Genomic DNA, 24446 nt, shown 5'->3' with positions numbered 1-24446 from the left:
TTCGGGCGCTCGTCCGTAGCGACCGGCAGCGGCGGACGAGGCTGACGCGAGGCGTCAGCTCGCGGGGATCGTGTGCTGCCCGAGCCAGGGCAGCGGGTCGATCGCCGCGCCGCCCGGCAGCAGCACCTCGAAGTGGAGGTGCGTGCCGGTGGAGACGCCCGTGCTCCCGACGGCGGCGATCCGCTGGCCCGCGCTCACCGCGCTTCCGACCTCGACCAGGGGCGACCCGTCGAGCAGGTGGCAGTAGCGGGTGCTCGCCGAGCCGACCGAGGCGTCGTGCTGGATCACGACCTCGATGCCGCAGCCGCCCGCGTCCACGGCGACCACCCGGGTGACGGTGCCGGCCGCTGCCGCGACGACCGGGGTCCCGGCGGGCGCGCCGAAATCGACCCCGCGGTGGTTCGCCGAGGCTCCGGCAGTGGGCGCCTCGCGCGGACCGAACCCGTCGGTGACGGGCAGGCCCGGGTTCACCGGCCAGGTGGCGAGCGGCGCCGCGGGTGCGGGAGCGGGCGGAAGCTCCTCGACCGGGGGCGCGACGGCGGCGGCCTGGGGTGCGGCAGGGTCGACCGGCGGCGCGGGCGGCAGGTCGCGCAGTTCGGACCGGGTGTCCGGCACGACGCGCGGTGCCGGCGGTGTGAGGACGAGCGCCTCCGGCTCCGCCGTCGCGCGAGCCGTCGCGGCGCTCGCCCCCGCCGCATCCGTCACCCCGATGAACAGGAGCGCGCTGAGGGCGGCGGCGGAGAGTCTGCGGAGCATCGCGGTCCTTCGGTTCGGGGATCGGTTCTCCGACGATCCCCCGCGCGACGGTCCCGGCGGGACCGTCGGACTACCGAACGACTACCTAGTCCGCGACGGCGTACTCGCTTCGCGCATCCTCGCGTCGCGCGGCGCGGCCGCGGGTTGCGATGTTCCACAGCCCGGCGACGAGAACCGCGCCCGCGACTCCGTTGAGGATCCCTCCGACGACATCGGTCCCGTAGTGCACGCCGACGTACAGCCGTGACCAGCCGACGGCGAGGACGAAGAGCACGCCGACGACGAGCACGACCGTGCGGGCGAGCGCGCCGCGGCTCACCATGACGAGCGCGGTGACGAGCGCCGCGGCGAAGACCACGTGGCCGCTCGGGTAACTGAGCGTGGCGGGAGAGATGTGCAGGATGTGCGTCAGCCCGCCCGTCGTCGGCCGAGGCTGGGCGACCACTGTCTTCACGACGAGCGTGGTGAGCCAGCCTGCGCCGGTCGCGACGCACGCGCCGAGCGCTCGCCGCCATCCCACCGCGAACAGCAGGAGGACGAAGACGACGACCAGGATGGCGGCGACGACGGAAGGACTGTCGAGCCGGTCGAGCACCAGGGCGGCATCGTCGAGCAGGGGGGAGTAGACGCGGTTGACGGCCGCGTCGAGGCCCTCGATGCGCAGCGCGGGGATGGCCTTGGCGGCCAGCCCGAGGGCGATGGTGACGACGAAGAGCGCGACGCTCCACACGATCCAGTGGACGGGGGTGAGCAGCGACCAGGAGCGTGCGTGACGGGAGGCCATCCTCCGAGAGTAGGGAGCGACGGCCGCCGAAGCCTGGAGAAGCGCCCGCGGTCGCTTCGAGGACCCTCAGTCGACGCGGAACGCAAAGCATTTTTGCACCCTTGGAAATAATGCAGTGCTGCACGATGTTAGTTGACTTCGGTCACCTAATTGTATATGGTTGATCGTCGTCAACCAATTGTGCGAAGGATCCACATGTCAACAACGCTCTCCAGGGACGGGTCACCGGTCGTGATGTCGCACCGGCAGGTGCTCGAATCCCTCTCCGGACTCCTCCTCGGAATGTTCGTCTCGATCCTCGCAGGCACGGTCGTCTCGACCTCGATGCCGCGGATCATCTCCGAACTCCACGGCGACCAGACCGCATACACGTGGGTCGTGACGAGCACGCTGCTCGCGACCACCGTGTCCACGCCGATCTGGGGCAAGCTCGCCGACCTGCTCAACCGCAAGCTGCTCATCCAGCTCGCCCTCGTGATCTTCGTCGCCGGTTCGGCGATGGCCGGCTTCTCGCAGGACACCAACATGCTCATCGGGTTCCGCGTCGTGCAGGGCCTCGGCGCCGGTGGTCTGACCGCGCTCAGCCAGATCATCATGGCCGACATCATCAGCCCGCGGGAGCGCGGCCGGTACATGGGCCTGTTCGGCGGCATCATGGCGGTCGGCACGGTCGGAGGCCCGCTGATCGGCGGGCTGCTCACCGACTCGGTCGGCTGGCGCTGGAACTTCTTCGTGGGCGTGCCTGTCGCGGTCGTCGCGATCATCCTGCTGCAGCTCACCCTGCGCCTGCCCAAGCGGCCGGCGCGGAAGGTGCGCATCGACTACCTCGGTGCGATCTTCCTCGCGGGAGGCGTCTCGCTGCTGCTGATCTGGGTGTCGCTCGCCGGCAAGAACTTCGACTGGTGGAGCGCCGAGACCATGTGGATGGTCGGAGGTGCGATCGCGCTGATCCTCGCCACGATCGTGACGGAGCTCCTGGTGAAGGAGCCGATCATCCCGCTGGGGATGTTCAAGAACCGCACGTTCACGCTCGCGGTCGTCGCGTCGGTCTCGGTGGGCGTCGCCATGTTGGGCACGTCGGTGTTCCTCGGCCAGTACATGCAGCTGGCGCGTGGCGCGACGCCGACCGAGTCGGGTCTGTTGACGCTGCCGATGATCCTCGGACTGCTGCTCTCCTCCATGATCGTGGGTAACCTGATCAGCCGGTTCGGCCGCTGGAAGGGCTTCATGATCGCCGGCTCCGTGCTGCTGACCGTCGGGCTCTACCTGATGAGCACGATCGAGTACGACACGAACTACTGGCTCGTCTCCGTCTACATGCTCATCCTCGGTGCGGGCGTCGGCATGGTGATGCAGAACCTGGTGCTCATCGTGCAGAACACCGTGCGCGCCGACCAGCTCGGAGCGGCGAGCTCGAACGTCGCCTTCTTCCGCAGCCTCGGCGGGACGATCGGCGTCTCGGTCATGGGCTCCATCCTCGGCACCACGGTGACGAACCTGATGACCGAGCGCAAGGACGACCTGATGGCCGCCGTCGCCACGCTCGGCGCGAAGGGCGTCGAGGCGGCGAAGTCGCTGCAGAGCGGCACGCTGCCGGAGGTCGACACCCTGCCCCTGCCGATCCGCACGATCGTGGAATCGGTGTACGGCCAGTCCGTCGCGGACATCTTCCTGGTCGCGGTTCCGCTCGCGGTGATCAGCGTCATCGCGATCCTGTTCCTGCCGAACATCCGCCTCGGCAGCAAGACCGCCATCGAGCGGATGCGCGAGGAGAACGGCGAGGGCGGCGAGACGACGCTCGAGACAGCGGAGGAGAACGCGCTCGAGGTGGCGGAGGCGCTGATCGGTGCACCGGCGACCGGATCGGTCACCGCGGTCCGCCGCGAGGCGCCGGTCACCGTGCCGAGCACAGCTCCGGCCGAGACCACCGCTGGGAACGGCCGCTAGAGCAGCGCGTTATGATCGCGGCCATGGACAACACGGAGCGGGTGGCGGCGGGCTCCTCCGCCACCCTCCCCGCTGCGCCGGAGCAGGCGACCGACGCGGCGATCTCGGAGGTCGAGGAGCAATTCACCCGGCTGTTCAACCAGGTGGGCACGGCGATGCGCGACCGCGCGGAGCGCATCCACCCCGACCTGCAGCCGGGCGGTTACAAGCTGCTCACCACCATCGTGCGCAGCGGCCCCATCCACGCGGGTGCGCTCGCGGCCCTCCTGTACACGGACAAGAGCGTCATCAGCCGGCAGCTGAGACTTCTCGAAGACATGGGGTTCGTCGAGCGCCGCACCGACCCCACCGACCGGCGGGCCAGCTTCATCGCGGCCACCCCGGAGGCGATCGAGAAGGTCAACGAGGTGCGCGCAGCCGATCAGGCGACGTTGTACCAGGGTCTGCGCCGGTGGGGTGAGGAGGATGTGCGCCGTCTGGCCGAGCTGCTGGGCCGGCTGAACGAGGTCACGCGGTAGGGCTCGCGACGGCCTTCCTGCGGATACTCCCGCTGGCGTTCCAAGGGGACGCTGGTACCCTTCATCCGGTATGCAGCCTGCATCCGCCCCCCTCCGCCCCCGCGGCCGCCGTTCGGCGGGCCGCCGCGCGGCCGTGCCGTCGCAGCGGGTGCGCATCCGGCTGCCGAAGGGCAAGCGCCGGCCCGTGCTGCCGCTCCGCCATCGGGTGGGAGTGACGCTGGCCGTGATCGGTCTGGTCTGCGGGTTCTCGATCGTTCCCACCGACGATGCGCTCGCCTCGAGCCTGCAGATCGCTCCCGACACGACGCTGGCCCCGGCCGCTCCCGGTGAGGGGCCGGTCGCTGCGCCCCCGCAGCACCTGTTGGTGGATGCGACGATCGCGGCTCCCGTCGTGGACCGCGAGAACCTCAGCGCAACGGACGGGCTGCAGACCCTGGCGCGGGTCGGCACCAACGAGGCCTGGGCGAAGCTCGTGCTCATGTTCGGCGGCTGGCCGCAGACCGACGCGAACGTCACCGTGATGCTGCGCTGGATGCGGCAGGAGAACGGGCCGCCGGACTGGTGGAACCGCAACAACCCGCTCAACAACGGCTACGGCTCGGGCGGCGGCGCGGGTCTGGGGAGCTACCCGGACCTGATCACGGCGGCCGAGTACTGCGCGAAGAACCTGCAGCGCGGCTACCCGGGGATCGTCGCCGGACTCGAGGCGGGCACGTCGGCCGACACGACCGCGGCCGCGATCTGGGCGTCGCCGTGGGCGACCAGCCACTACGGTAACGGCACCCACTGGAGCACGCGGCCGGTCGAGATCGTGCAGGCCCCGTCCTCCGCCTGGGGCCTCTGAGCCGCCGCTCTCCCGCATCCCTCCGCCTCGTCCCCCTTCGTCGAGGTGCACGTTGTTGTGCACTCCTGCGGCGTGTCGAGCGCAACGACGTGCACCTCGACGATCTGGGGCTACTGCTTGGCGAGGTGGGCGCGGAGGCGGGCGAGGGGCCAGGTGGTGATGATGCGGTCGGCGGGGACGCCGTTGGCGGCCGCGCGCGCCGCGCCGTAGGCGAGGAAGTCGAGCTGTCCGGGCGCGTGCGCGTCGGTGTCGATCGAGAACAGGCAGCCCGCGTCGAGGGCGCGCTGGATGAGGTCGTCCGGCGGATCCTGCCGTTCAGGGCGCGAATTGATCTCGACGGCCACCTGGTTCTCGACGCACGCCGCGAACACCGCGTCGGCGTCGAACTCCGACGGCGGACGGGTGCCGCGCGACCCCTGCACGAGACGACCGGTGCAGTGGCCCAGGACGTTCGTGTGCGGGTCCCGGATGCCCCCGAGCATCCTCTTCGTCATGGTCCGCTTGTCGGAGCGGAGCTTGGAGTGGACGCTGCCGACCACCACATCCAGCCGGTCCAGCAGCTCGGGGGTCTGATCGAGGGTGCCGTCCTCGAGGATGTCGACCTCGATGCCGGTGAGCAGAGTGACGGACCCGGTGTCGAGGTCGGCGATCACCCCCAGCTGTTCCTCCAGCCGCTCGGGGGAGAGGCCGCTCGCGACCGTCAATGTGGGGGAGTGGTCGGTGATCGCCTGGTACTCGCGGCCGAGGGTCGCGGCCGCGGCGGCCATGACGGCGATCGGGACGGTGCCGTCGGACCACTCGGTGTGGCTGTGCAGGTCGCCGCGCAGCTGGGCGAGCAGCTCGAGGCCGCCGCTGTCGAGCGGCGCGGCGTTGCGCTCGCGCAGGTCCGCCAGGTAGGCGGGCACCTCGCCCTCGACCGCCTGCGCGATGACCTGGAACGTGCGGTCGCCGATGCCCTTCGTGCGCTTGAGCCGTCCGTCCGCCACGCGCGCGGCGAGCTCCTCGTCACCGACGCCGTCGATGGTCGCGGCGGCCCGGCGGAAGGCCTGCACCTTGAAGCTGGGGGCGAGCTCGCGCTCCAGCCAGAAGGCGATCTCGTTCAGGGCGTCGACGGCATCCATGCGCCCATGCTCCCACCGTGTCGGTGGCGCCCGGTACCGTCGGCCGCATGGGGAGAATCGTCTTCGACACCGCCGCGACCATCAACGGGTGGATCGCGGACGAGAACGACTCGCTCGCGTGGCTGTTCGCGGTGCCCGGTGGTGACGAGCCCGCGGAAGGCCTGATCCCGAGCGACGCGACGGTGATGGTCGAGGGGCGCACCACGTACGAGTGGGTGCTGCGCGAGACGGGCGTGCTGGAGCATCCGGAGAAGTGGCAGGAGTTCCACGGCACGCGGCCCACGTTCGTCTTCACGCACCGCGAGCTCCCGGCGCCCGAGGGTGCGGACATCCGCTTCGTCTCCGGCTCCGTGACCGACGCGCTGCCGGCGATCCGTGCAGCGGCGGGAGACGGAGCCATCTGGGTCGTCGGCGGCGGCGACCTGGCCGGCCAGTTCTTCGACGCGGGGGCACTGGACGAGCTGGCCGTGTCGATCGCGCCGGTCGCGCTCACCGGCGGCGCACCGCTGTTCCCGCGTCGCGTGGAGTCGGACCGGCTGCGGCTGGAGTCGGCGGAGGCCGTGGGGCAGTTCGCCCGGCTCCGTTACCGCATCGTGGCCGCAGACGGCGCCGCCTGATATACCGTGGGTCAGGCTCGATGGAGGGACTCGACATGACCGCGACGGCCGACAGCCATGACGTGATCCGCGTGCAGGGGGCACGCGAGAACAATCTGAAGAACGTGGATGTGGAGCTGCCCAAGCGCCGGCTCACCGTCTTCACCGGGGTTTCCGGATCGGGCAAGAGCTCGCTGGTCTTCAGCACCATCGCGGCCGAGTCGCAGCGGATGATCAACGAGACCTACAGCGCGTTCGTCCAGGGTTTCATGCCGACGCTGTCGCGGCCGGACGTCGACGTGCTCGAGGGGCTGACCACGGCCATCATCGTCGACCAGGAGCGGATGGGCGCGAACGCGCGCTCCACGGTAGGGACGGTGACGGACGCCAATGCGATGCTCCGCATCCTGTTCAGCAGGCTCGGTCAGCCGCACATCGGGTCGCCGCAGGCCTTCTCGTTCAACATCCCCTCGGTGACAGGGAGCGGCGCGCTGACCGTCGGCGGCAAGACGGAGAAGCGCGAGTTCAGCCAGCTCGGCGGGATGTGCCCGCGGTGCGAGGGCATGGGCTCCGTCAGCGACATCGACCTGACGCAGCTGTTCGACGACAGCAAGTCGCTCTCCGAAGGCGCGATCACCGTCCCGGGCTACACGGCCGACGGCTGGGGCGTGCGCATCTTCAGCGAGTCCGGGTTCTTCGACCCGACGAAGCCGATCCGCGACTTCACCGAGAGCGAGCGGAACGACTTCCTCTACCACGAGCCCACCAAGGTGAAGATCAACGGCATCAACCTGACCTTCGAGGGTCTGGTGCCGAAGCTGCAGAAGTCGATGCTGTCGAAGGATGTGGATGCCATGCAGCCGCACATCCGGGCCTTCGTGGAGCGGGCGGTCACCTTCACCGCGTGCCCGGAATGCGGCGGGACGCGCCTCAGCGAGAGCGCGCGGTCGTCCAAGATCGCAGGGATCAGCATCGCCGACGCCTGCGCGATGCAGATCACCGACCTCTCGGCCTGGGTCCGGTCGCTCGATGAGCCGTCGGTGGCGCCGCTGCTCAGGAACCTCCAGCACCTGCTCGACTCCTTCGTGGAGATCGGGCTCGGCTACCTCTCGCTCGACCGGCCGTCGGGCACGCTCTCCGGCGGCGAGGCGCAGCGCACGAAGATGATCCGCCACCTCGGGTCGTCGCTCACCGACATCACGTACGTCTTCGACGAGCCGACCGTCGGCCTGCACCCGCACGACATCCAGCGGATGAACGAGCTGCTGCTCCAGTTGCGCGACAAGGGCAACACGGTGCTGGTGGTCGAGCACAAGCCGGAGGCGATCCAGATCGCCGACCACGTGGTCGACCTCGGTCCACTGGCGGGGGCGCAGGGAGGCGAGGTCGTCTTCCAGGGCACGGTCGAAGGACTGCGCAGCAGCGGCACGCTGACCGGACGCCACCTGGACGACCGCGCCCGCGTCAAGGTGGCGGTCCGCACGTCGAAGGGCGCGCTCGAGGTGCGCGGCGCCTCCGCGCACAACCTGCAGGGGGTGGATGTCGACATCCCGCTGGGCGTGCTGGTGGTCGTGACCGGGGTGGCCGGGTCGGGTAAGAGCTCGCTCATCCACGGCTCGGTCGCACCGCGTGAAGGCGTCGTGTCGGTCGACCAGGGCGCGATCCGCGGGTCGCGGCGCAGCAACCCGGCGACCTACACCGGCATGTTGGAGCCGATCCGCAAGGCGTTCGCGAAGGCGAACGGCGTGAAGCCGGCGCTCTTCAGCGCCAACTCCGAGGGCGCCTGCCCGAACTGCAACGGCGCCGGCGTCATCTACACCGACCTCGGTGTGATGGCGGGCGTCTCGACGGTCTGCGAAGTCTGCGAGGGGCGTCGCTTCGACGACTCGGTGCTGGAGTACAGGCTCGGCGGCCGCGACATCAGCCAGGTGCTCGCGATGCCGGTCAGCGAGGCCGAGGCGTTCTTCGCGGAGGGCGAGGCCAAGCTGCCGGCGGCGCATGCCATCCTGAAACGCCTGGCGGATGTCGGCCTCGGCTACCTGACGATCGGCCAGCCGCTCACGACGCTGTCGGGCGGGGAGCGGCAGCGGCTGAAGCTCGCCACGCACATGGCCGAGAAGGGCGGCGTCTACGTTCTCGACGAGCCGACGACCGGCCTGCACCTGGCCGACGTCGAGCAGCTGCTCGGGCTGCTCGACCGGCTGGTGGATGCGGGAAAGTCGGTCATCGTCATCGAGCACCACCAGGCGGTGATGGCGCATGCCGACTGGATCATCGACCTCGGTCCCGGCGCGGGCCACGATGGAGGGCGGATCGTGTTCGAGGGGACGCCCGCCGAGCTGATCGCCGACCGGTCGACGCTCACCGGGCGGCACCTGGCGGAGTACGTCGGGGCGCCCAGCGACGCGATCCGCTAGCGACGCGATCCGCCAGCGACGGGGGCGGCATGGAGGCCGACGTCGTCCGGTTGTCGCCCATGGCGGCGCGATCCTCGATCGCAACGGTCGTCGCGTCGTCGGCTGTCGCATCCCGGGCCTGCGTGGTCACACTTTCTGCTGCAGGCCGGCGGCGGAGATGACCGCTCCCCGGAACATCGGGGTCAGCTGCTCCGCGGTCGGGCGCGCGGCCGGGTCGCTCGAGGTCATGGCGAGCAGGATGCGCGTCCAGTCGTCGGGCAGATCGTCGGGCACCGGCGGCTCGTGCTCCAGCCGGGCGAGCGCCGACTCCACCGCGGCGCCGGGGTAGGTGACCGAGCGGGTGAAGCACTCGAGCAGTACCAGGCCGAGCGAGTAGATGTCGCTCGCCGGGGTGGCGGGCCGGCGCATCGCCTGCTCGGGGCTCAGGTAGGCGGCGGTGCCGGTCGTCTTGCCCTCGTCGGGCTGCGACGGAGCGCCGCGGATGCCGCTGGCGATGCCGAAGTCGGTGAGCCGTGCGCGGGCGCGGAAGGTCGTGGTGCCGTAGGAGACGAGCATGATGTTCGACGGCTTGATGTCGCGGTGCACCACGCCGTTCGCGTGCACGTACTCCAGCGCCTCGGAGATGTCGTACGCGACCTCGGCGATCTCCTCCAGCGTCAGCTCCCGCTGGGCCAGCATCTCCGCCAGATCCGTGCCGGACACCAGCTCCATGATGAGGAACGGCCGTGGATCCTTGGGCGAGGAGTAGTCGATCCCCGCGTCGATGAGGGACACGATGCCGTGGTGGCTGAGCCGCGCCAGGGCCGCCTGCTCGGTGCGGTACTGCGCCATCTCCTCCTCGCCGCCGGAGCGGTAGAGCTTGATGGCGACCTCGCGGCCGAGCAGTTCGTCGACGGCGCGGAAGATGCTCGCCTCGCCGCCGCGACCGATGACGTGCTGCGGGCGGTAGCGGCCGAGCAGTGCAGGGATGCTGGATTCGGGCATCAGCTGTTCCGGGACCTCAGGAGGGCGAAGGACGACTCGCCGAGGATGACGCTGTCGCCGTCGTGGAGCTGGAGCTCCGGGTCGCTCGACAATTCGAGCTCCCAGTGCGCACCGGTCGCCTCGGGGAGCACGAACTCGACGCCGTTGCCCGCGCCGTTGAGCATGAGCAGGAACGAGTCGGAGCCCTCGTGACGCAGCTCGAACGCGATCGAGCGGGCCTCCGGGTCGGACCAGTCCTCGTCGGAGAACGGCTCGCCGTCGGCGCGGAGGATGCACACGACGTCCGGGCCGCCCACGTCGGGCGCGTGCCGGTACCAGACTGGACGCAGCGCGGGCTCGCTGCGGCGCAGCTGGATGAGCTTCGAGGTGAACTCGTGCAGCTCCCAGTCGGCGTGCTCCCAGTCGAACCAGGAGATCTCGTTGTCCTGGCAGTAGGCGTTGTTGTTGCCCCGCTGGGTGCGGCCGATCTCGTCGCCGCCGAGGATCATCGGCACGCCCGCCGAGAGCAGGAGGGTGGCGAGGAAGTTCTTGCGCTGGCGGGTGCGGAAGGCGTTGATGCCGGGGTCGTCGGTCGGGCCCTCGATGCCGTAGTTGCTCGAACGGTTGTCGGATTCGCCGTCGCGGTTGTCCTCGCCGTTGGCCTCGTTGTGCTTCTCGTTGTAGCTGGTGAGGTCGGCGAGGGTGAAGCCGTCGTGCGCGGTGACGAAGTTGACGCTCGACAGCGGCGCGCGCCGGGAGTCCTCGTAGATGTCCGGGCTGCCGAGCACGCGCTGCGAGAGCGTGGAGAGCACGCCGGGCGTGCCGCGCCAGAAGTCGCGCACGTCGTCGCGGAACTTGCCGTTCCACTCCGACCAGTCGGCCGGGAAGCCGCCCAGCTGGTAGCCCGCGACATCCCACGGCTCGGCGATCAGCTTCACCTGGGCGAGCGTCGGGTCCTGCTGGATGAGCGTGAGGAACGCGCTGTGGAGGCTCGCGTCGCCGCCCTGGCGGGTGAGTGTGGTCGCCAGGTCGAACCGGAAGCCGTCGATGTGCATGTCCTCGACCCAGTAGCGGAGCGAGTCCATGATCACCTGCAGAGCGGCCGGATGGCTCACGTTGAAGCTGTTGCCGGTCCCGGTGGTGTCGAAGTAGTGCGCGGCGTCCCCGTCGACCAGCCGGTAGTACGACGGGTTGTCGATGCCCTTGAAGCTGTACGTCGGGCCGAGGTCGTTGCCCTCGGCGGTGTGGTTGTAGACCACGTCGAGGATGACCTCGATACCGGCCGCGTGCAGCGCCTTGACCATGCCCTTGAACTCGTCCACCTGGTGGCCGGTGTCGCCGGTCGCGGCGTACTCGTTGTGCGGCGCGAAGAACCCGATGGAGTTGTAGCCCCAGTAGTTGCGGAGGCCCTTCTCCTGCAGGTGCGCATCCTGGACGAACTGGTGGACGGGCAGCAGCTCGACCGCGGTGACGCCGAGGTTCTTGAGGTATTCGACGGCGGCTGGGTGCGCGAGGCCGGCGTAGGTGCCGCGGAACTCCTCGGGAACCCACTCCATCAGCTTGGTGAAGCCCTTCACGTGCATCTCGTAGATGATGGTCTCGCTGAGCGGGGTGTGCGGGCGCTCGTGGTCGCCCCAGTCGAACTCCTGCCGGTCGATGACGACGCCCAGCGCGACGTGGCGCGCGCCGTTCGTGTCGCTGCGACGCTTGGGCCGGCCCAGCTGGTGGCCGAAGACGGCCTGCGTGTTGTCCCAGGATCCGGTGACCGCGCGCGCCTGGGGCGGGAGGAGGACTTTGGCGGGGGAGAAGCGGAGGCCGTTGGCCGGGTCCCAGGGGCCGTCGACCCGGTACGCGTAGCGCGCGCCGGGCACGAGACCCGGGACGAAGCCGTGGAAGACGTGGCCGCTGCGCTCGGGGAGGACGGTCTGCGTCTCCCGGCCGCGCGCGTCGAAGAGGGAGACGATCACCGTGACGGCGTGCTCGCTGTACACCGCGACGTTGGCGCCGCCCTCGCGCAGCGTGATGCCCAGCGGGTACGGCGTCGACGCGGTCACTCGGCCGCTCCGCTGGTCAGCGGCGCGGTGGTGCTGCGGGAGAAGCGGCGGAGCAGGGGGCAAGGGTGGGGCACGGTGCCTCCGATCGGCGGTAGACCGCCACGATACCTGCGGATCGGAGCGTCCAGCCAGGCATTGACAGAGGGCGGCCGGGTCTATAAGCGGCGGGCCGGCGGTGACGGATGGTGTCATTAGTGACGATCGAGCGATCGGAGAGTGAGCAACGGTGACCGACTTCAGGCACTACACCTACCGGGTCCTCTGGTCGGCCGACGATGGAGAGTTCGTGGGCCAGGCGGCCGAGATGCCTCACTGTCGTGGCTGGCACCGACGCAGGACGAAGCTCTGCGGGGCATCGTCGCGCTCGTCGAAGACGTGATCGAGGATCTCCAGGACTCGGGCGAACCGATACCCGAGCCGTTCGCCGAGCGACGCTACAGCGGCGAGTTCAAGGTGCGCATCCCGCCCGAGCTGCACCGGCATCTCGCCATCCAGGCGGCCGAGGAGCACGTAAGCCTCAATCGGCTCGTCAGCAGTCGCCTTGCTTCGTAAGCGACGTCGTCAGGCGCGCGTGACCCGCACCGCCTCGCCGAAGGTGGCCACGGCGTCCGCCGGAGGCTCGCCGAGGCCGGTGCCGGAGAGGCTCACCTCGACGAGCAGGCCGGCGCGCGCGAAGCGGAAGACGCCGTCGCGGTAGGCGACGTCGGTCGCGCGGGCGTCGGCCGGGATGGTGCGGCGCAGCGCGGCGAGCGTGCGGTACCAATCGAGCATCCGGGCGTTACCGGGACGGTCGAGCTCGGACCAGTCGAGCTTCGAGCGCTGGAAGGTCTGCGGGTCCTGCGGGTCGGGAACGATGGCCGGGTCCCAGCCCATCTTCGCGAACTCCTGGATGCGGCCCTCCGCCGTCGCCTTGCCCAGCTCCGGCTCCGGGTGGGAGGTGAAGAACTGCCAGGGGGTCGTCGCCGCCCACTCCTCGCCCATGAAGAGCATGGGCGTGAACGGGCCGAGCAGCGTGAGCGCGGCGGCGACCGCGAGGCGCCCCTCGTCGAGCGTGGCGGTGAGGCGGTCGCCGGCGGCGCGGTTGCCGATCTGGTCGTGGTCCTGGCTGAACGCGACCAGGCGGGTGAAGGGGATGTCCTGGTCGAGCGGGCGGCCGTGGCGGCGCTCCCGGAAGCTGGACCAGGTGCCGTCGTGGAAGAAGCCGTGGCCGAACACCTTCACCAGCGCCTCAGGCTCGGCGAAGTCGGCGTAGTAGCCCGTCGCCTCGCCGGTCAGGTTGGCGTGGATGCTGTGGTGCACGTCGTCGTCCCACTGGGCGTGCAGCCCGTAGCCGTGGTGCGAGCGGGTGCGGATCAGCTTCGGGTCGTTGAGGTCGCTCTCCGCGATCAGGGTCCGCGGGCGCCCGGTCTCGCCGCCGAGCTCGTCAGCGAGCACTGCCAACTCCTCCAGCAGATGCGTGGCCCGGTGGTCCTGGAGGGCGTGCACCGCATCCAGTCGCAGCCCGTCGACGTGCATCTCGCGCAGCCAGTACTCGGCGTTGTCGAGGATGTAGCGGCGCACCTCGTCCGACAGCGGGCCGTCGAAGTTGATGTTGACGCCCCACGTGCTCGAGCCCTGGCCGAGGTAGGGGCCGAACTTCGGCAGGTAGTTGCCGCTCGGCCCGAGGTGGTTGTAGACGACATCCTGGACGACGGCGAGTCCCCGCCGATGGCAGGCCTCGACGAACCGCTGGTATGCCTCCGGCCCGCCGTACTGCTCCTGCACGGCATACCAGAGCACCCCGTCGTAGCCCCAGTTGTGCGTGCCGTTGAAGGCGTTCACCGGGAGCACTTCGACCGCGTCGACGCCGAGGTCCACGACGTGGTCGAGGCGTCCGGCGGCGGCGTCGAGCGTCCCCTCGGGAGTGAAGGTGCCGATGTGGAGCTCATAGATCAACGCGCCGACGAGGTCGCGGCCCTCCCACGCCCCGTCCGCCCACTCGTGCACGCGCGGGTCGAACTCGCGGCTCAGCTCGTGCACGCCACGCGGTTGCCGCAGCGACCGCGGGTCCGGGAACGGGCCCTCGCCGTCGACGAGGAACCCGTAATCGACCGGCTCGTCGGGCAGCGCAGGCGACTCGGCGAGTTCCCACCAGCCGCCGGCCGGCGTGTCTGCGGCCGGCGGCACGGGAGTGAGCGGGAACGTCCCGAGGCCGCCGATCACCACATCCACGCTGCGCGCGCTCGGCGCCCACACGGGGAAGCGCCGGATGCCCCGGGTCGCCGCGGTCATCGCGTCACCGCCAGGAGGGCGACCGGGTAGCGCTCGAACACGCTGGCGAGCGGGACGCGTCCCGTGTGCTCCGCGCCGGTGAGCTCGTCGCGCATGGGCGCCTGCCCGAGGTCGATGGTGGTGTCGGCCCAGCCGCCGGTGGCGGACAGGCCGACCGGGAGGCGGGTCGCGAGGGCGACGGCGCCGCCGCGGTCGAAGCCGATCAGGTGGCCGGCGCGCGAACCCTCCGCGTAGACCGGCCGGTAGTCCGTGAAGAGCTCCGGCCGGTCGCGCCGCAACCGGAGCACGCGGGAGGTGACCAGCACCTTGGCTGCGCCCGACGAGTCGATCTCGGGGATCCATCCCTCGTCGATGTGGGCCAGCAGTGCCGCGGCGGCGTCGAACTCCACCGGGCGGCGGTTGTCCGGGTCGACCAGCGACCGCTCCCAGCGTTCCGAGCCCTGATACACGTCGGGCCGGCCGGGTGCGGTCAGCTGCAGCAGCTTCGCGCCCAGGCCGTTGCTCGCGCCCGGTCCGTCGATCACGGCGGACAGTGCCTCCACTTCCGCGCGGACCCGTTCGTCGTCGAAGGCCGCGTCGATGGCCGCGGCCATGCGCGCCTCGAAGGCTTCGTCCGGGTCGGTCCAGGCGGTGGATGCGCCCGCCTCGCGCGCGGCTTTCAGGGCGTACGCCTGAAGGCGCTCCCGCGACGCGGGCCACGCGCCGATCACCGACTGCCACAGCAGGCTCTCCAGCGACCCGTCGCCGATCCCGACGTGCGCGCGCACCGTCCGCAGGAAGCGCTCGAAGCGGCCGGGCAGCTCCGCCAGCGCGGAGATGCGGGCGCGGGTGTCCTCGCCGCGCTTGGTGTCGTGGGTCGACAGCACGGTCATCGAGTCGGGCAGGCGCCGCTGCCGGTCGGCCTGGCGCCGGTGGAACTCCTCCGGCGAGAGCGCGAACTCGGAGGGATCCCCGCCGACCTCCGTGAGCGAGACCAGCCGGGTGAACCGGTAGAAGGCGTTGTCCTCGACGCCCTTCGCCATGATCGCGCCGGTGGTCTGCTCGAAGCGGTCGCCGAGACGGTCGGTGATCCGGGCGATGACCGGTGCGAGGTCCGGCCGGGACTCGGCGGCCGCGAGACGCGCCTCCTCCAGGTACTCGGCGCCGAACGGAAGGTAGCTGCGGTACACCGGGAACCACGCGGCCAGTTCGGCGACCGCATCCGCGACCTCCTCGTCGAAACCCTCGCCCAGCTCGCGCACGACACGCAGCACCTCGGAGCGGAGGATGCCGTCGGCGACCGCGCGTTTCCGTCGGTGGATCAGCTCGGTCCAGTCCTGATTCTCCTCGCGGTCGTCGGACTCGCCGGCCAGCGCGGTCAGCGGGCCCTCGGCCGCCGGGTCGACGAAGACGCGGTCGATCACGGCGAGGGCGTCGTAGCCGGTCGTGCCCTGCACGGGCCAGTCGGGCATCCGTTCGTCGCCCTCGATGATCTTCTCGACCCAGATCGGCTTGTCGCCGGCCAGGGCGCGCAAGCGCTCGAGGTACTGGCCCGGGTCGCGGAGGCCGTCCGGATGGTCGACGCGGAGGCCGTCCACAAGACCCTCGTGCAACCAGCGGCCGATCTCGCGGTGGGTGTCGTCGAACACCTGCTGGTCCTCGACGCGCAGCCCGGCGAGCGTCGTGACGGCGAAGAAGCGGCGGTAGTTCAACTCGGCGTCGGCCCGGCGCCACGACATGAGCTCGTAGTTCTGGCGCGCGTGCACCTCCCGCGGCGACCCGTCCCCGGTCCCGGGGGCGATGGGGAAACGGTGGTCGTAGTAGCGCAGCTCGCCGTCCTCGATGCGCAGGGCATCCTCCTCGTCCGGGCCGTCGCCGAGGATGGGGAGACGCAGGCGGCCGTGCCCGAACTCCCAGTCGATGTCGAAGGAGGAGGCGTAGCGCGACTCCCGGCCGAAGGTCAGCAGGTCCCACCACCAGGCGTTCAGGGCGGGCGTGGCCACGCCCATGTGGTTGGGGACGATGTCGACGAGCACCTTCAGCCCGCGAGTGTGGGCCGCGGCGGAGAATTCCGTGAGCGCCTCCGGGCCGCCGCGCGCGGAGTCCACCCGGCTGTGGTCGACGACATCGTAGCCGTGCATCGACCCGGGCTCGGCTTCGAGGAGCGGTGAGAGGTAGACCCAGTCCGCGCCGAGGCGCTGAATGTAGTCGAGCACTTGCGTCGCATCGCGCAGGGTGAAGTCGGGGGAGATCTGAAGACGGTAGGTGCTCACAGGGTTCATTCTCGGGGGATCACGCGCACGCGCGAAGGCCTTGAATTCCGCAGAGAGGCATATTGCTAGACAAGCAAGCTATATGGATAGACTAGCTAGATGCCGTCCGGACGGACGGTCGAACTCGAGGGGAGCGAAGGAATGGGCGTGCTCAGCTACGGTGCGACGGACTATCCGTTCGGGGATCGGCTGCTGGCGCACCTCCAAGTCGTCATCACGACCAAGCTCCGCCGCCGCGAGAGCTTCACTCTCAGCTGGGTGCCCGACGGCGACGGCGGCCGGGAGGCGATCTGGGTGGACAACGGGCTCCACATCCGGTTCCGTTACGACGAGTCGACCATCGCTCCGCTCAACCGGGACTGGCTGGATGCGCTGATGGACGGGACGCACCGGCCGAACGGGCTGCTCGTGATGCCGGAGCCGGTCGCGCACGCGGCGAAACGCTAGAGAATCTGGATTGCAGGTGCTCTCTCGTCAAGGCGTGACGTCCGGTACGCACGAATCGGCGCGCTACTACTGGTATCGCGAGGAGGCCGACGACCAGTCGCTCGCCCACGAGGTGCTGGAGGCGATGCGGGCCTACGGAGCCGCCGAATCCGCGATGCGCCGGCGCTCCGAGGGAGTGCTCCGGATGAGCGAGAGCGACGTCTCCGCGATGCGCTACCTGCTTCGTGCGCAGGAGCAGGGCGGCTCGGTCGGGCCGAAGGAACTCGCCGAGTACCTCGGCATCCAGAGCTCGTCCGTCACGGCGCTGCTCGACCGTCTCGAACGCGCGGGTCACATCCGCCGCGAAGCCAGCCCGTTCGATCGTCGCGCGCTCATCGTCGTCCCGGCCGTGCCTCAGGATGAACTGCGGCGCGCGATCCTCGGCGGCATGCGCGAGGAACTGGTGGACGTCGCCGCTTCGCTGAGCCCCGAAGATGCCGAGATCGTGATCGGTTTCCTCCGCAGGATGCGCGAAGCGGTCGACCACATGGACGCGGCGAGCGACCCGGTCCGCCCGCACCCCCGGGCTGCAGGTTCCCGCACCACAGCGTAAAATCGGGCTGTCGATGCACAGACCGGCGGAGGCCACCGGCACGACCGTGCCGACCCGACCGGCGGTCGCTGGTCGTCGTCGCGACCCCGGGCGCCGACGAGGAGGTGCGGCACACGCTGGCGGCGATGCACCGTCGCATGCTCGCCGCGGCCGGCGCGCTCGACCCGCGCGAGGCCGAGGTGGCGCGCGAGTTCCTCAAGCGCATGGCCGCGTCCGTCGAGTCGCTGTACCAGCGCGGCACCATCCCCTGAGCGTCCCGTGGGAGCTCGGTCAACGGGGTAGACCCGCCTCGCCATCGGTGGGAGCGTCGAAGGCGAAACGGACCACTGAAAGGGGACGTCATGGGACTCGACGACAAGATCGAGAACGCCGGAGAGAAGCTGGGCGGCAGCGCCAAGGAGGCCACCGGTAAGGCCACCGGCGACGAGCGCCTCGAAGCCGAAGGCAAGGGGGACCAGGCCAAGGCCGACGTCAAGCAGGCCGGCGAGAAGATCAAAGACGCCTTCAAGCACTGAGGCCGACAACCGTACGAAGCCCCCGCACGGGTCCACGTGGGCGGGGGCTTCGTGCCGTCCGGAACGATCTCGGCCGGGGCGCGGCGATCCATCCCCTGTTTCCCTGTGATCCGACTTTCGTTCACCCGGCCCGCGGAGTAATTTCCGGAGCATGGGAGACCGGACGGACCGCACCCGAGCGGGACGGAGGGCGGCCATCGGAGGCCTGCTCGCCGTGCTGGCGCTCATCTCCACGGTCGCGCTCGCCGTGGCCATCCCGACGCAGGGGGAGAATCCCCGCGCCTGGGGTGTCATCGTCTGCGGTCTGGCGACCGTGGCGATCTGCGGGGACTTCGCGCTGCACAACTGGCGGCTGCTGCGGCACTACCGCGGCGACGACCTGGCGCCGCGGCATCACGCCCGGGCGAAAGCCGCCCGGTAGCGGGTGGGCGGAACACCCACCTCGGCGTCGAAGTGGTGCCGCAGGAGCGTGGCGCTCCCGAAGCCGCACTGGCGTGCCACCTCGTCGATCGGCAGGTCCGTGGTCTCGAGCAGCAGCCGCGCACGGAAGATCCGCTGGGTGGTGAGCCACTGCATGGGCGGCACGCCGGTCTCGGCGACGAAACGGCGTGAGAAGCTGCGCGTGGACATATGGGTGCGCTCGGCGAGGCTGCCCACCGTGTGCGACTCGTCGAGGCGCTCGGTCAGGTAGTCGATCAGCTCGCTGAAGGTGTCGTCCTCGCAGTCGCTCACCGGCTTGTCGATGTATTGCCGCTGGCCGCCGTCGCGCTGCGGCGGCACCACCATGTTGCGGGCGATGGTGTTGGCCACCGCGCTCCCGAGCTCGCGGCGCACGAGGTGCAGGCTGGCGTCGATGCCGGCCGAGGTGCCGGCGGAGGTGATGATGCGGCCGTCGTCGACGAAGAGGACGTCGGGGTCGACCCGGGCGGCGGGGAAGCGCCGTTGCAGCTCGTCGGAGAACCGCCAGTGCGTGGTGCAGTCGCGGCCGTCGAGGAGGCCGGCGGCGCCGAGGGCGAAGGCGCCGGAGCAGACGCTGAGCAGGATGGCGCCGCGGTCGTATGCGCGGCGCAGCGCATCCAGGAACTCCTGCGGGTACTCATCGCGCACGGTGGCGGCGGGCACTGCGATGAGGTCCGCGTCGTCCATCGCGTCCAGACCGTAGGGCGCGGTCACGCGAACGCCGACCGGGCTCGTCACCGGCGCGTCGGGGTGGATGGTGCACACCCGGAAGTCGAACGGCTCGAGCCCCGCATAGCTGCGATCGAGCCCGAAGACCTCGCAGACGACGCCGAATTCGAACATGGCGAACTCGTCGATGAGGGGCACCGCGACCGATCTGATCATGCCCGCAGTCTAATGGCCGTATCTTTGCGAAGATAGACCTGAAGCCATCTCGTGTCCGGATCTTTGCGTCCGTAACGTGAGAGTCATGGCGAACACGACATGGACACAGGGGATGGAGCACGGCTGGGTCAGGCATCCGGCCCGGACCAACGGCGGGGAGCCGGTCGTCCGCAAGCGGTTCGTGCTCAGCGACTGGCTGCCCGCGGCGATCCTCGCGCGCGGCGGCACGGTCACGCGCGAGACCGAGCGGGGGCTCGCCGACCTGCGCGCGGCGCAGGCCGCCCGGGAGACCGGCCGCTGATCGGCGGCCCAGCGCGATCGAGGGGTCGCAACACGCCGTTATCGGTGGCGCTTTACGGCGTGTTGCGACCCCTCGTTTCCGTCAGCCATGACCATCCCGACGTCAGCAAGGTCTCGTGGGCCAAGGACGTCATGGCTGCGTTCCGGCGTCGCACCTCTCCTATGCTCGGAGCGTGGATCAGATCGAGGCGGCCGGCTACCTGTTCGACATGGACGGGACGCTCGTCGATTCGACGGCGGTCGTCGAGTCCGTCTGGACCGCGTTCGGCCGGCGGCACGGCATCGATCCGGCGGCCCTGCTGGCCTATGCGCACGGGCGGCAGGCCGTCGACACCGTTGCGCACTTCCTTCCCGAGCTGAGCGTCGAGACCCGCGACGAGCTGGTCCGCGGACTGGTCGCGGAGGAGATCACGCGCACCGACGGCATCGTCGAGGTGCCCGGTGCGGGCGCGCTGCTCGATCGGCTGCTCTCCGACGACCTCCCCGTCGCGGTCGTCACCAGCGCGCCGCGCGAACTCGCGATCGGCAGGATGCGCGCGGCCGGTGTCCCCATCCCATCCGTCCTCGTCGCGGCGGAGGACGTCGCGCGCGGCAAGCCCGATCCGCAGGGGTACCTGCTCGCCGCCGAGCGCATCCGCGTGCCGATCGTCGAGTGCGTGGTGTTCGAAGATGCGGAAGCCGGTCTGCAGGCTGCGGTCGCCTCGGGCGCCCGGGCCGTGGTGGTCGGCCGGCACGAGTCGCCGGTCACTGCAGGCCTCGATCGGCTGATCGACTACACGGGGCTCCGGGCCGCCGCGGACTGACGCCGCCGCCGACTGACGCATCCGGCGCGAAGCCACCCCCGACCGCGACCCGGTACTGCATTGCGCGACCCCGGGTCGGCCGAGCAGGATCGCGCCATGAGCACCAGAAGCGCGCCGAGGCGCCTGCCCCGGCGTCCGGCGTCCAGCCTCGCCGAGCGCTGGACGGTCGTCGACGGCGTCGACGTGTTCTACCGTGAGTCGCCGAATCCGCCCGACGCACCCGCGATGATGCACGTGCACGGGTTCGGGCTGTCCGGCCGCTACCTGCTGCCGACCGCGGAACGGCTCGCCGAGGACTTCCACACGCTTGTCCCGGACCTCCCCGGGTTCGGTCGCAGCGGCAAGGTGCCGAACGGGCTCGACATCCCGGACCTGGCGCGCGACGCCGCCCGCTTCCTCGACGACCGCGGCATCGACAAGGTCACCCTCGTCGGCAACTCGATGGGGTGCCCGGTCATCCTCGAGTTCGCGCACCACTTCCCGGAGCGCATCGACCGGGCCATCCTGGTGTCACCCGCGGGCGGCGCCTACAACCGGCCGCTGCGGCGCGCCGTCGGCCAGCTGACCCGCGACGGCGGACGCGAGCCGCCGCGGATGGTGCGGGTCGCCACCCCCGACTATCTCCGGTTCGGCGTGCCCAGCACCTTCAAGATGTTCAGCGCCCTCACCTCGTACCCGTCGCTCGACCGCCTGCTGGAGCTGCACATCCCGACCCTCGTGGTCATCGGCGACCGCGACCCGCTGCTGCCGCACCCGGACCGCGTGCAGGAGATCGCGGCGGCGACCGACAACCATGTGCTCGTCGTCCGCATCGAGGGCGCGGCGCACGCGATCAACTTCAGCCACCCCGGCGAGCTGGCGCATGTCATCCGGTTGTTCATGGCGGACCAGCCGATCGTCGACGACCCGGACTCGCCGGGTCACGCGAGCGTGTGGGAGATCCACCGGGGGAAGCACCTGCCGCCCAGCGGGTAGCCGGGTCAGCGACTGGTGAGGCCGCTGCCCTGACCGCAGATCGTCGACCGCACCCAGTCGCCGGCGCCGGCGGGCTCCAATTCGCCTGAGCGCAGCAGCCGCACGAAGTCGAGGGCGTGATCGGTGAGCCTGCCATCGGCGGACTCGGGCGCATCCCGCCCGATGTGGATGGACAGCCAGCGGGTCAGCCGCGTGCCCAACCGTGCGGCGACGGCCACGATGCCCGCGAAGTGGCGGGCCTGCCCGTCGGTTCCGTCGTCGACGTGGCGGCGGAAGCCGCGCCCGCGGATGCGGTTCGAGCCGCCGCGTCCGGCGTCCACGGGCCAGCGCGGACCGCGCCGCACCCCGGCCGCCTCGTGACCCAGCTCGCGGAGGAACTGTGCCGGGTCCGAGGTGCGCGCGGCCACGCGGGCGCAGGCTTCGGCGAGCTGCGCGCATCCGTCCATCGTCAACCTCTCCAGCCGCGGACGAGCGCCTCGGCGCCCTCCTGCCACCAGACGCCCGCGGCCGGTCCGCCGTTGCAGCTGCCGTCGCTCACACCCGGGTGCTTCACCCACAGCAGCGCGTCGAGCTTGCCGCCGTCGCCCTCGGTCACCTTCGGGTCCTGGCCGAGCTTGGCGCCGGGCGGGTTGCACCAGGTGCCGGTCCAGCCGTTGCCGTTGCGCGAGACGTCGATGACGTAGTGCTTCCAGCCGATCTTGGACGACAGCTTGCCTGCGTAGTCGCGCTCCCGCTGGGTGGTGTCGAAGTTCGAGACGTTGGTGAAGAAGCCATGAGCGCGCGCGACGCCGCCCTTCTCCAGCCACGCGGCCTGCGCGCTGGGGGAGAGCCAGCGGGCGTTTCCACCGTCGAGGTAGGTGGCGACCCCCGCGCCCTCCAGGATGCCGACCGACGACCTCAGCAGGGGGAGCCGCACCGACGCGGAGTCGCCGCATTTCGGGTCCGCGAGCATCGCGAGCGAGTCCGGCTCGAGCAGGACGACGGCGTGGCTCCCCGCGAGCGTCGCGGCGATGGTGCGGATCCACGGCAGGTACTGGCCCGGGGCGAGGCCGCCCTTCGAGTAGCCGCCGCAGTCGCGGTTGGGGATGGCGTACGCCACGAAGACGGCGGTCGCCTGCTGGGCGCGAGCGTCCGCCACATCGTTCCGCAGTTCGGTCACCAACCGGTCGCCCTGGAACCACTCGCCGAGCCACACGGCGGTCGGGACCTCGGCGATCCGGCCGGCGATCAGCGCGGACGCTGTGTCGCCCTGCTGGTCCAGCCGCGTGCGCGCCGCGGCCGCCTCCGTGTTCGGGTCGAGGTACAGCCGGGGGGAGGCGAACGCGGGCGGAGCGTCGGTGGTCGGGGTCGGCGATGGAGTGGACGTCGACGCCGCCGTCGGCGCCGCGGCCGGCCGCGCGAGCCCGAGGCTCACACCCCCCGCGATGATCAGGGCCGCGACGACGAGCGCCACGATGAGCACCGGTTTGCGCATCCGCTCCCCTTTCGGACTGCTTCGGAAAGGCCACACCCTAACAGCGTCGCATTGCAGGCATGTGTCGCCCGAATTGGGGGACGGAATCGTGTCCTCCAAATGACCCACAGAACGGTCTTTCTGGCTATGCTCGCGGATGTCACACCCGAGTTACTGCCTGTAGCCCCGCGGACGCCGACCCGAACCCGGCCCCTCGGGAGAACCCGAACGCTGCAAAGGACGTATCGTGCACACCACCTCCTACAACCCTGCCCACGACCGCGCGCAACTCCTCGCCCGTCGCCACGAGCGCGACCTGCACTGGGCGAAGGAGCGCCGCCGTCAACACGAGCGCGAGACCGCCGAGGCGCGTGCGCTTCTGGCCGCGCATCCGCTGCGCCTGGCCCGCGCCACGCTGTGGACGAGCGGGGTGCTCCTCGCCCTGGTGGCCGGCGCCTGGGGGCTCGCACTCGCCGCCGCGCCGTCGTGGATGGCCCTCGTGGACGCGGCCGCGGCGGTGCTCGCCTGCGCGGTGCTCGTCGGCGCCGTCATCTCGTTCGGCCGGCTGCGCGCCCGTCGTGCCGCGGCCCGCGCGCTGCTGCGCGCCCGCGACGCGCGGCTGTCGCACACGCAGTATCACATCCACGAGAGCGTGCACTCGTTCATCGACGCCCGGGTGGATGTGGTGAACACCCGCCAGCCGGTCTCCGCCTGACCGCAGCTCTGCACCGCGTCGCCGGGCGGCCATTTCTATAATCGAACACGTGCCCTCCCTCGACGATGCCGGTTCCGCCCCGGCCGCGACGCCCCCGCTCCAGACGCTGTCGCGCGGCATCCGGATGCTCGAGCTCCTGGCCGACGCCGGGCAGCCGATGACCATTCCGGCGATCGCCGCAGGGCTCGGGCTGCACCGCTCGATCGCGTACCGCATCCTGCGCACACTCGAAGACCACGGCCTGGTGGTTCGGGATGCGTCCGGGGCGGTCGAACTCGGCCCGCGGATGGCGAGCCTGGCCCGGTCGGTGTCCCGCGACCTGCAGTCCGCGGCGCTGCCGCAGCTCACCGCCGTGGCGAACGAGCTGTCGATGACCGCGTTCCTGGCGGTGCTCGACCGGCACGAGGTCGTCACGCTGGTCACCGTGGAGCCGTCGCACGCGCACGCCACCGTGGCGCAGCGGCCGGGGACACGGCACCCGCTGGCCTCCGGCGCGCCCGGCATCGCCATCCAGTCGGCGCTCACCGAGGCGCAGTGGCGCGAGCTGCCGGGGGAGCACCCGCGGGACGAGGCGGCGCTCGCCAACGAGCGCGGCTACGCCACCAGCCACGACGAGGTGATCGCGGGCCTCGCATCCATCGCGGTCCCCGTCCGTGCGCCCGGGCAGCCGGTGGCTGCGCTGGCGGTCGTGTATGTCGCGAACGATGTGGACGCGCCCGCGATCGGCGCCCGGCTGCGCGCCGCCGCTGCCGCGATCGAATCCGACCTCCGCTAGCGCC

At 70.8% G+C, this 24446-nt stretch carries 26 protein-coding genes; 16 read left to right on the top strand and 10 right to left on the bottom strand.

Annotated elements, in window-relative coordinates; genetic code table 11:
• Positions 1-54: 54 nt before the first annotated feature.
• Together ACR9Y5_RS17805 and ACR9Y5_RS17800 are read right to left on the bottom strand one after the other, a co-directional pair.
• Entirely contained in the window at positions 55-756 is a 702-nt protein-coding gene (locus ACR9Y5_RS17805; RefSeq protein ID WP_481299215.1) for a M23 family metallopeptidase, read from the bottom strand.
• An 85-nt stretch (positions 757-841) separates the two neighbouring features.
• Positions 842-1540 carry a phosphatase PAP2 family protein gene (locus ACR9Y5_RS17800; RefSeq protein WP_481299214.1) on the bottom strand — a complete coding sequence of 233 codons (699 nt, stop codon included), beginning with the start codon at positions 1538-1540 and terminating at the stop codon, positions 842-844.
• A gap of 234 nt (positions 1541-1774) precedes the next feature.
• On the opposite strand from ACR9Y5_RS17800, the gene ACR9Y5_RS17795 reads away from it, so the two are divergent.
• The 3 genes from ACR9Y5_RS17795 (at position 1775) to ACR9Y5_RS17785 (ending at position 4849) form a co-directional block, all read left to right on the top strand.
• Complete coding sequence (locus tag ACR9Y5_RS17795) at positions 1775-3487, top strand: MDR family MFS transporter (protein WP_481299602.1); 1713 nt, start codon at positions 1775-1777, stop codon at positions 3485-3487.
• 23 nt (positions 3488-3510) lie between these two features.
• Positions 3511-4005 (top strand): MarR family winged helix-turn-helix transcriptional regulator, encoded by a 495-nt coding sequence (locus tag ACR9Y5_RS17790; RefSeq protein WP_481299213.1) that lies wholly within the window; start codon positions 3511-3513, stop codon positions 4003-4005.
• Between the two features lie 70 nt (positions 4006-4075).
• Positions 4076-4849: a hypothetical protein gene (locus ACR9Y5_RS17785; RefSeq protein WP_481299212.1), complete on the top strand. Its 774-nt coding sequence runs from the start codon at positions 4076-4078 to the stop codon at positions 4847-4849.
• A 110-nt stretch (positions 4850-4959) separates the two neighbouring features.
• Here ACR9Y5_RS17785 and ACR9Y5_RS17780 read toward each other — a convergent pair whose 3' ends face one another.
• A complete protein-coding gene (locus ACR9Y5_RS17780) occupies positions 4960-5970 on the bottom strand; it encodes a PHP domain-containing protein (protein ID WP_481299211.1) in 1011 nt (336 codons plus the stop codon).
• A gap of 47 nt (positions 5971-6017) precedes the next feature.
• Here ACR9Y5_RS17780 and ACR9Y5_RS17775 point away from each other — a divergent pair, with 47 nt between their 5' ends.
• Together ACR9Y5_RS17775 and ACR9Y5_RS17770 are read left to right on the top strand one after the other, a co-directional pair.
• Positions 6018-6587, top strand: coding sequence for a dihydrofolate reductase family protein (locus tag ACR9Y5_RS17775; protein WP_481299210.1), 570 nt, complete (start codon positions 6018-6020; stop codon positions 6585-6587).
• Positions 6588-6622: 35 nt separating this feature from the next.
• A complete protein-coding gene (locus ACR9Y5_RS17770) occupies positions 6623-8983 on the top strand; it encodes an ATP-binding cassette domain-containing protein (protein ID WP_481299209.1) in 2361 nt (786 codons plus the stop codon).
• Positions 8984-9109: 126 nt separating this feature from the next.
• Here the strand turns inward: ACR9Y5_RS17770 and ACR9Y5_RS17765 are convergent, their stop codons facing one another.
• Both ACR9Y5_RS17765 and glgX read right to left on the bottom strand, forming a co-directional pair.
• Positions 9110-9967, bottom strand: a complete 858-nt coding sequence (locus tag ACR9Y5_RS17765) for a serine/threonine-protein kinase (protein ID WP_481299208.1) — start codon at positions 9965-9967, stop codon at positions 9110-9112.
• Positions 9967-12000 carry a glycogen debranching protein GlgX gene (gene glgX, locus ACR9Y5_RS17760; protein WP_481299207.1) on the bottom strand — a complete coding sequence of 678 codons (2034 nt, stop codon included), beginning with the start codon at positions 11998-12000 and terminating at the stop codon, positions 9967-9969. Before glgX ends, ACR9Y5_RS17765 begins: the two co-directional genes overlap by 1 nt.
• A 375-nt stretch (positions 12001-12375) precedes the next feature.
• Here glgX and ACR9Y5_RS17755 point away from each other — a divergent pair, with 375 nt between their 5' ends.
• A complete protein-coding gene (locus tag ACR9Y5_RS17755; protein WP_481299206.1) occupies positions 12376-12552 on the top strand; it encodes a toxin-antitoxin system HicB family antitoxin in 177 nt (58 codons plus the stop codon).
• A 9-nt stretch (positions 12553-12561) separates the two neighbouring features.
• Here ACR9Y5_RS17755 and treZ read toward each other — a convergent pair whose 3' ends face one another.
• The gene (gene treZ / locus ACR9Y5_RS17750; protein ID WP_481299205.1) at positions 12562-14271 is read right to left on the bottom strand and encodes a malto-oligosyltrehalose trehalohydrolase; all 1710 of its coding nucleotides are present in this window, start codon (positions 14269-14271) and stop codon (positions 12562-12564) included.
• A complete protein-coding gene (gene treY / locus ACR9Y5_RS17745; RefSeq protein WP_481299204.1) occupies positions 14268-16532 on the bottom strand; it encodes a malto-oligosyltrehalose synthase in 2265 nt (754 codons plus the stop codon). Before treY ends, treZ begins: the two co-directional genes overlap by 4 nt.
• 90 nt (positions 16533-16622) lie before the next feature.
• Here treY and ACR9Y5_RS17740 point away from each other — a divergent pair, with 90 nt between their 5' ends.
• From ACR9Y5_RS17740 to ACR9Y5_RS17720, 5 genes are all read left to right on the top strand, one after another.
• On the top strand, positions 16623-16970 hold the full coding sequence (locus ACR9Y5_RS17740; protein ID WP_481299203.1) for a DUF7882 family protein: 348 nt from the start codon (positions 16623-16625) through the stop codon (positions 16968-16970).
• 34 nt (positions 16971-17004) lie between these two features.
• Positions 17005-17562, top strand: a complete 558-nt coding sequence (locus ACR9Y5_RS17735; protein ID WP_481299202.1) for a MarR family winged helix-turn-helix transcriptional regulator — start codon at positions 17005-17007, stop codon at positions 17560-17562.
• 125 nt (positions 17563-17687) lie between these two features.
• Positions 17688-17813: a hypothetical protein gene (locus tag ACR9Y5_RS17730; protein WP_481299201.1), complete on the top strand. Its 126-nt coding sequence runs from the start codon at positions 17688-17690 to the stop codon at positions 17811-17813.
• A gap of 90 nt (positions 17814-17903) precedes the next feature.
• A complete protein-coding gene (locus tag ACR9Y5_RS17725) occupies positions 17904-18077 on the top strand; it encodes a CsbD family protein (RefSeq protein WP_481299200.1) in 174 nt (57 codons plus the stop codon).
• A 151-nt stretch (positions 18078-18228) separates the two neighbouring features.
• The gene (locus ACR9Y5_RS17720) at positions 18229-18498 is read left to right on the top strand and encodes a hypothetical protein (protein WP_481299199.1); all 270 of its coding nucleotides are present in this window, start codon (positions 18229-18231) and stop codon (positions 18496-18498) included.
• Here ACR9Y5_RS17720 and ACR9Y5_RS17715 read toward each other — a convergent pair.
• Entirely contained in the window at positions 18471-19421 is a 951-nt protein-coding gene (locus tag ACR9Y5_RS17715; protein WP_481299198.1) for a GlxA family transcriptional regulator, read from the bottom strand. The two genes, ACR9Y5_RS17720 and ACR9Y5_RS17715, sit on opposite strands and share 28 nt — an antisense overlap.
• A gap of 85 nt (positions 19422-19506) precedes the next feature.
• Here ACR9Y5_RS17715 and ACR9Y5_RS17710 point away from each other — a divergent pair, with 85 nt between their 5' ends.
• The 3 genes from ACR9Y5_RS17710 to ACR9Y5_RS17700 all read left to right on the top strand — a co-directional run bounded on the left by ACR9Y5_RS17710 (position 19507) and on the right by ACR9Y5_RS17700 (position 21499).
• Positions 19507-19722, top strand: a complete 216-nt coding sequence (locus ACR9Y5_RS17710; protein ID WP_310133155.1) for a hypothetical protein — start codon at positions 19507-19509, stop codon at positions 19720-19722.
• A gap of 172 nt (positions 19723-19894) precedes the next feature.
• Complete coding sequence (locus ACR9Y5_RS17705) at positions 19895-20524, top strand: HAD-IA family hydrolase (RefSeq protein WP_481299197.1); 630 nt, start codon at positions 19895-19897, stop codon at positions 20522-20524.
• 96 nt (positions 20525-20620) lie between these two features.
• Entirely contained in the window at positions 20621-21499 is an 879-nt protein-coding gene (locus tag ACR9Y5_RS17700; protein WP_481299196.1) for an alpha/beta fold hydrolase, read from the top strand.
• Positions 21500-21504: 5 nt separating this feature from the next.
• Here the strand turns inward: ACR9Y5_RS17700 and ACR9Y5_RS17695 are convergent, their stop codons facing one another.
• Both ACR9Y5_RS17695 and ACR9Y5_RS17690 read right to left on the bottom strand, forming a co-directional pair.
• On the bottom strand, positions 21505-21906 hold the full coding sequence (locus tag ACR9Y5_RS17695; RefSeq protein WP_481299195.1) for a hypothetical protein: 402 nt from the start codon (positions 21904-21906) through the stop codon (positions 21505-21507).
• Positions 21907-21947: 41 nt separating this feature from the next.
• Complete coding sequence (locus ACR9Y5_RS17690; RefSeq protein WP_481299194.1) at positions 21948-22973, bottom strand: glycoside hydrolase family 6 protein; 1026 nt, start codon at positions 22971-22973, stop codon at positions 21948-21950.
• Positions 22974-23199: 226 nt separating this feature from the next.
• Between ACR9Y5_RS17690 and ACR9Y5_RS17685 the strand changes: the two genes are divergently transcribed.
• Positions 23200-23667, top strand: coding sequence for a hypothetical protein (locus ACR9Y5_RS17685; RefSeq protein WP_481299193.1), 468 nt, complete (start codon positions 23200-23202; stop codon positions 23665-23667).
• 106 nt (positions 23668-23773) lie between these two features.
• The gene (locus ACR9Y5_RS17680) at positions 23774-24442 is read left to right on the top strand and encodes an IclR family transcriptional regulator (RefSeq protein ID WP_481299601.1); all 669 of its coding nucleotides are present in this window, start codon (positions 23774-23776) and stop codon (positions 24440-24442) included.
• Positions 24443-24446: the final 4 nt, after the last annotated feature.

It is taken from the genome of Leifsonia sp. KNZ13-11D, from assembly GCF_056754895.1.
This window is presented reverse-complemented; position numbering and strand designations above follow the sequence as displayed.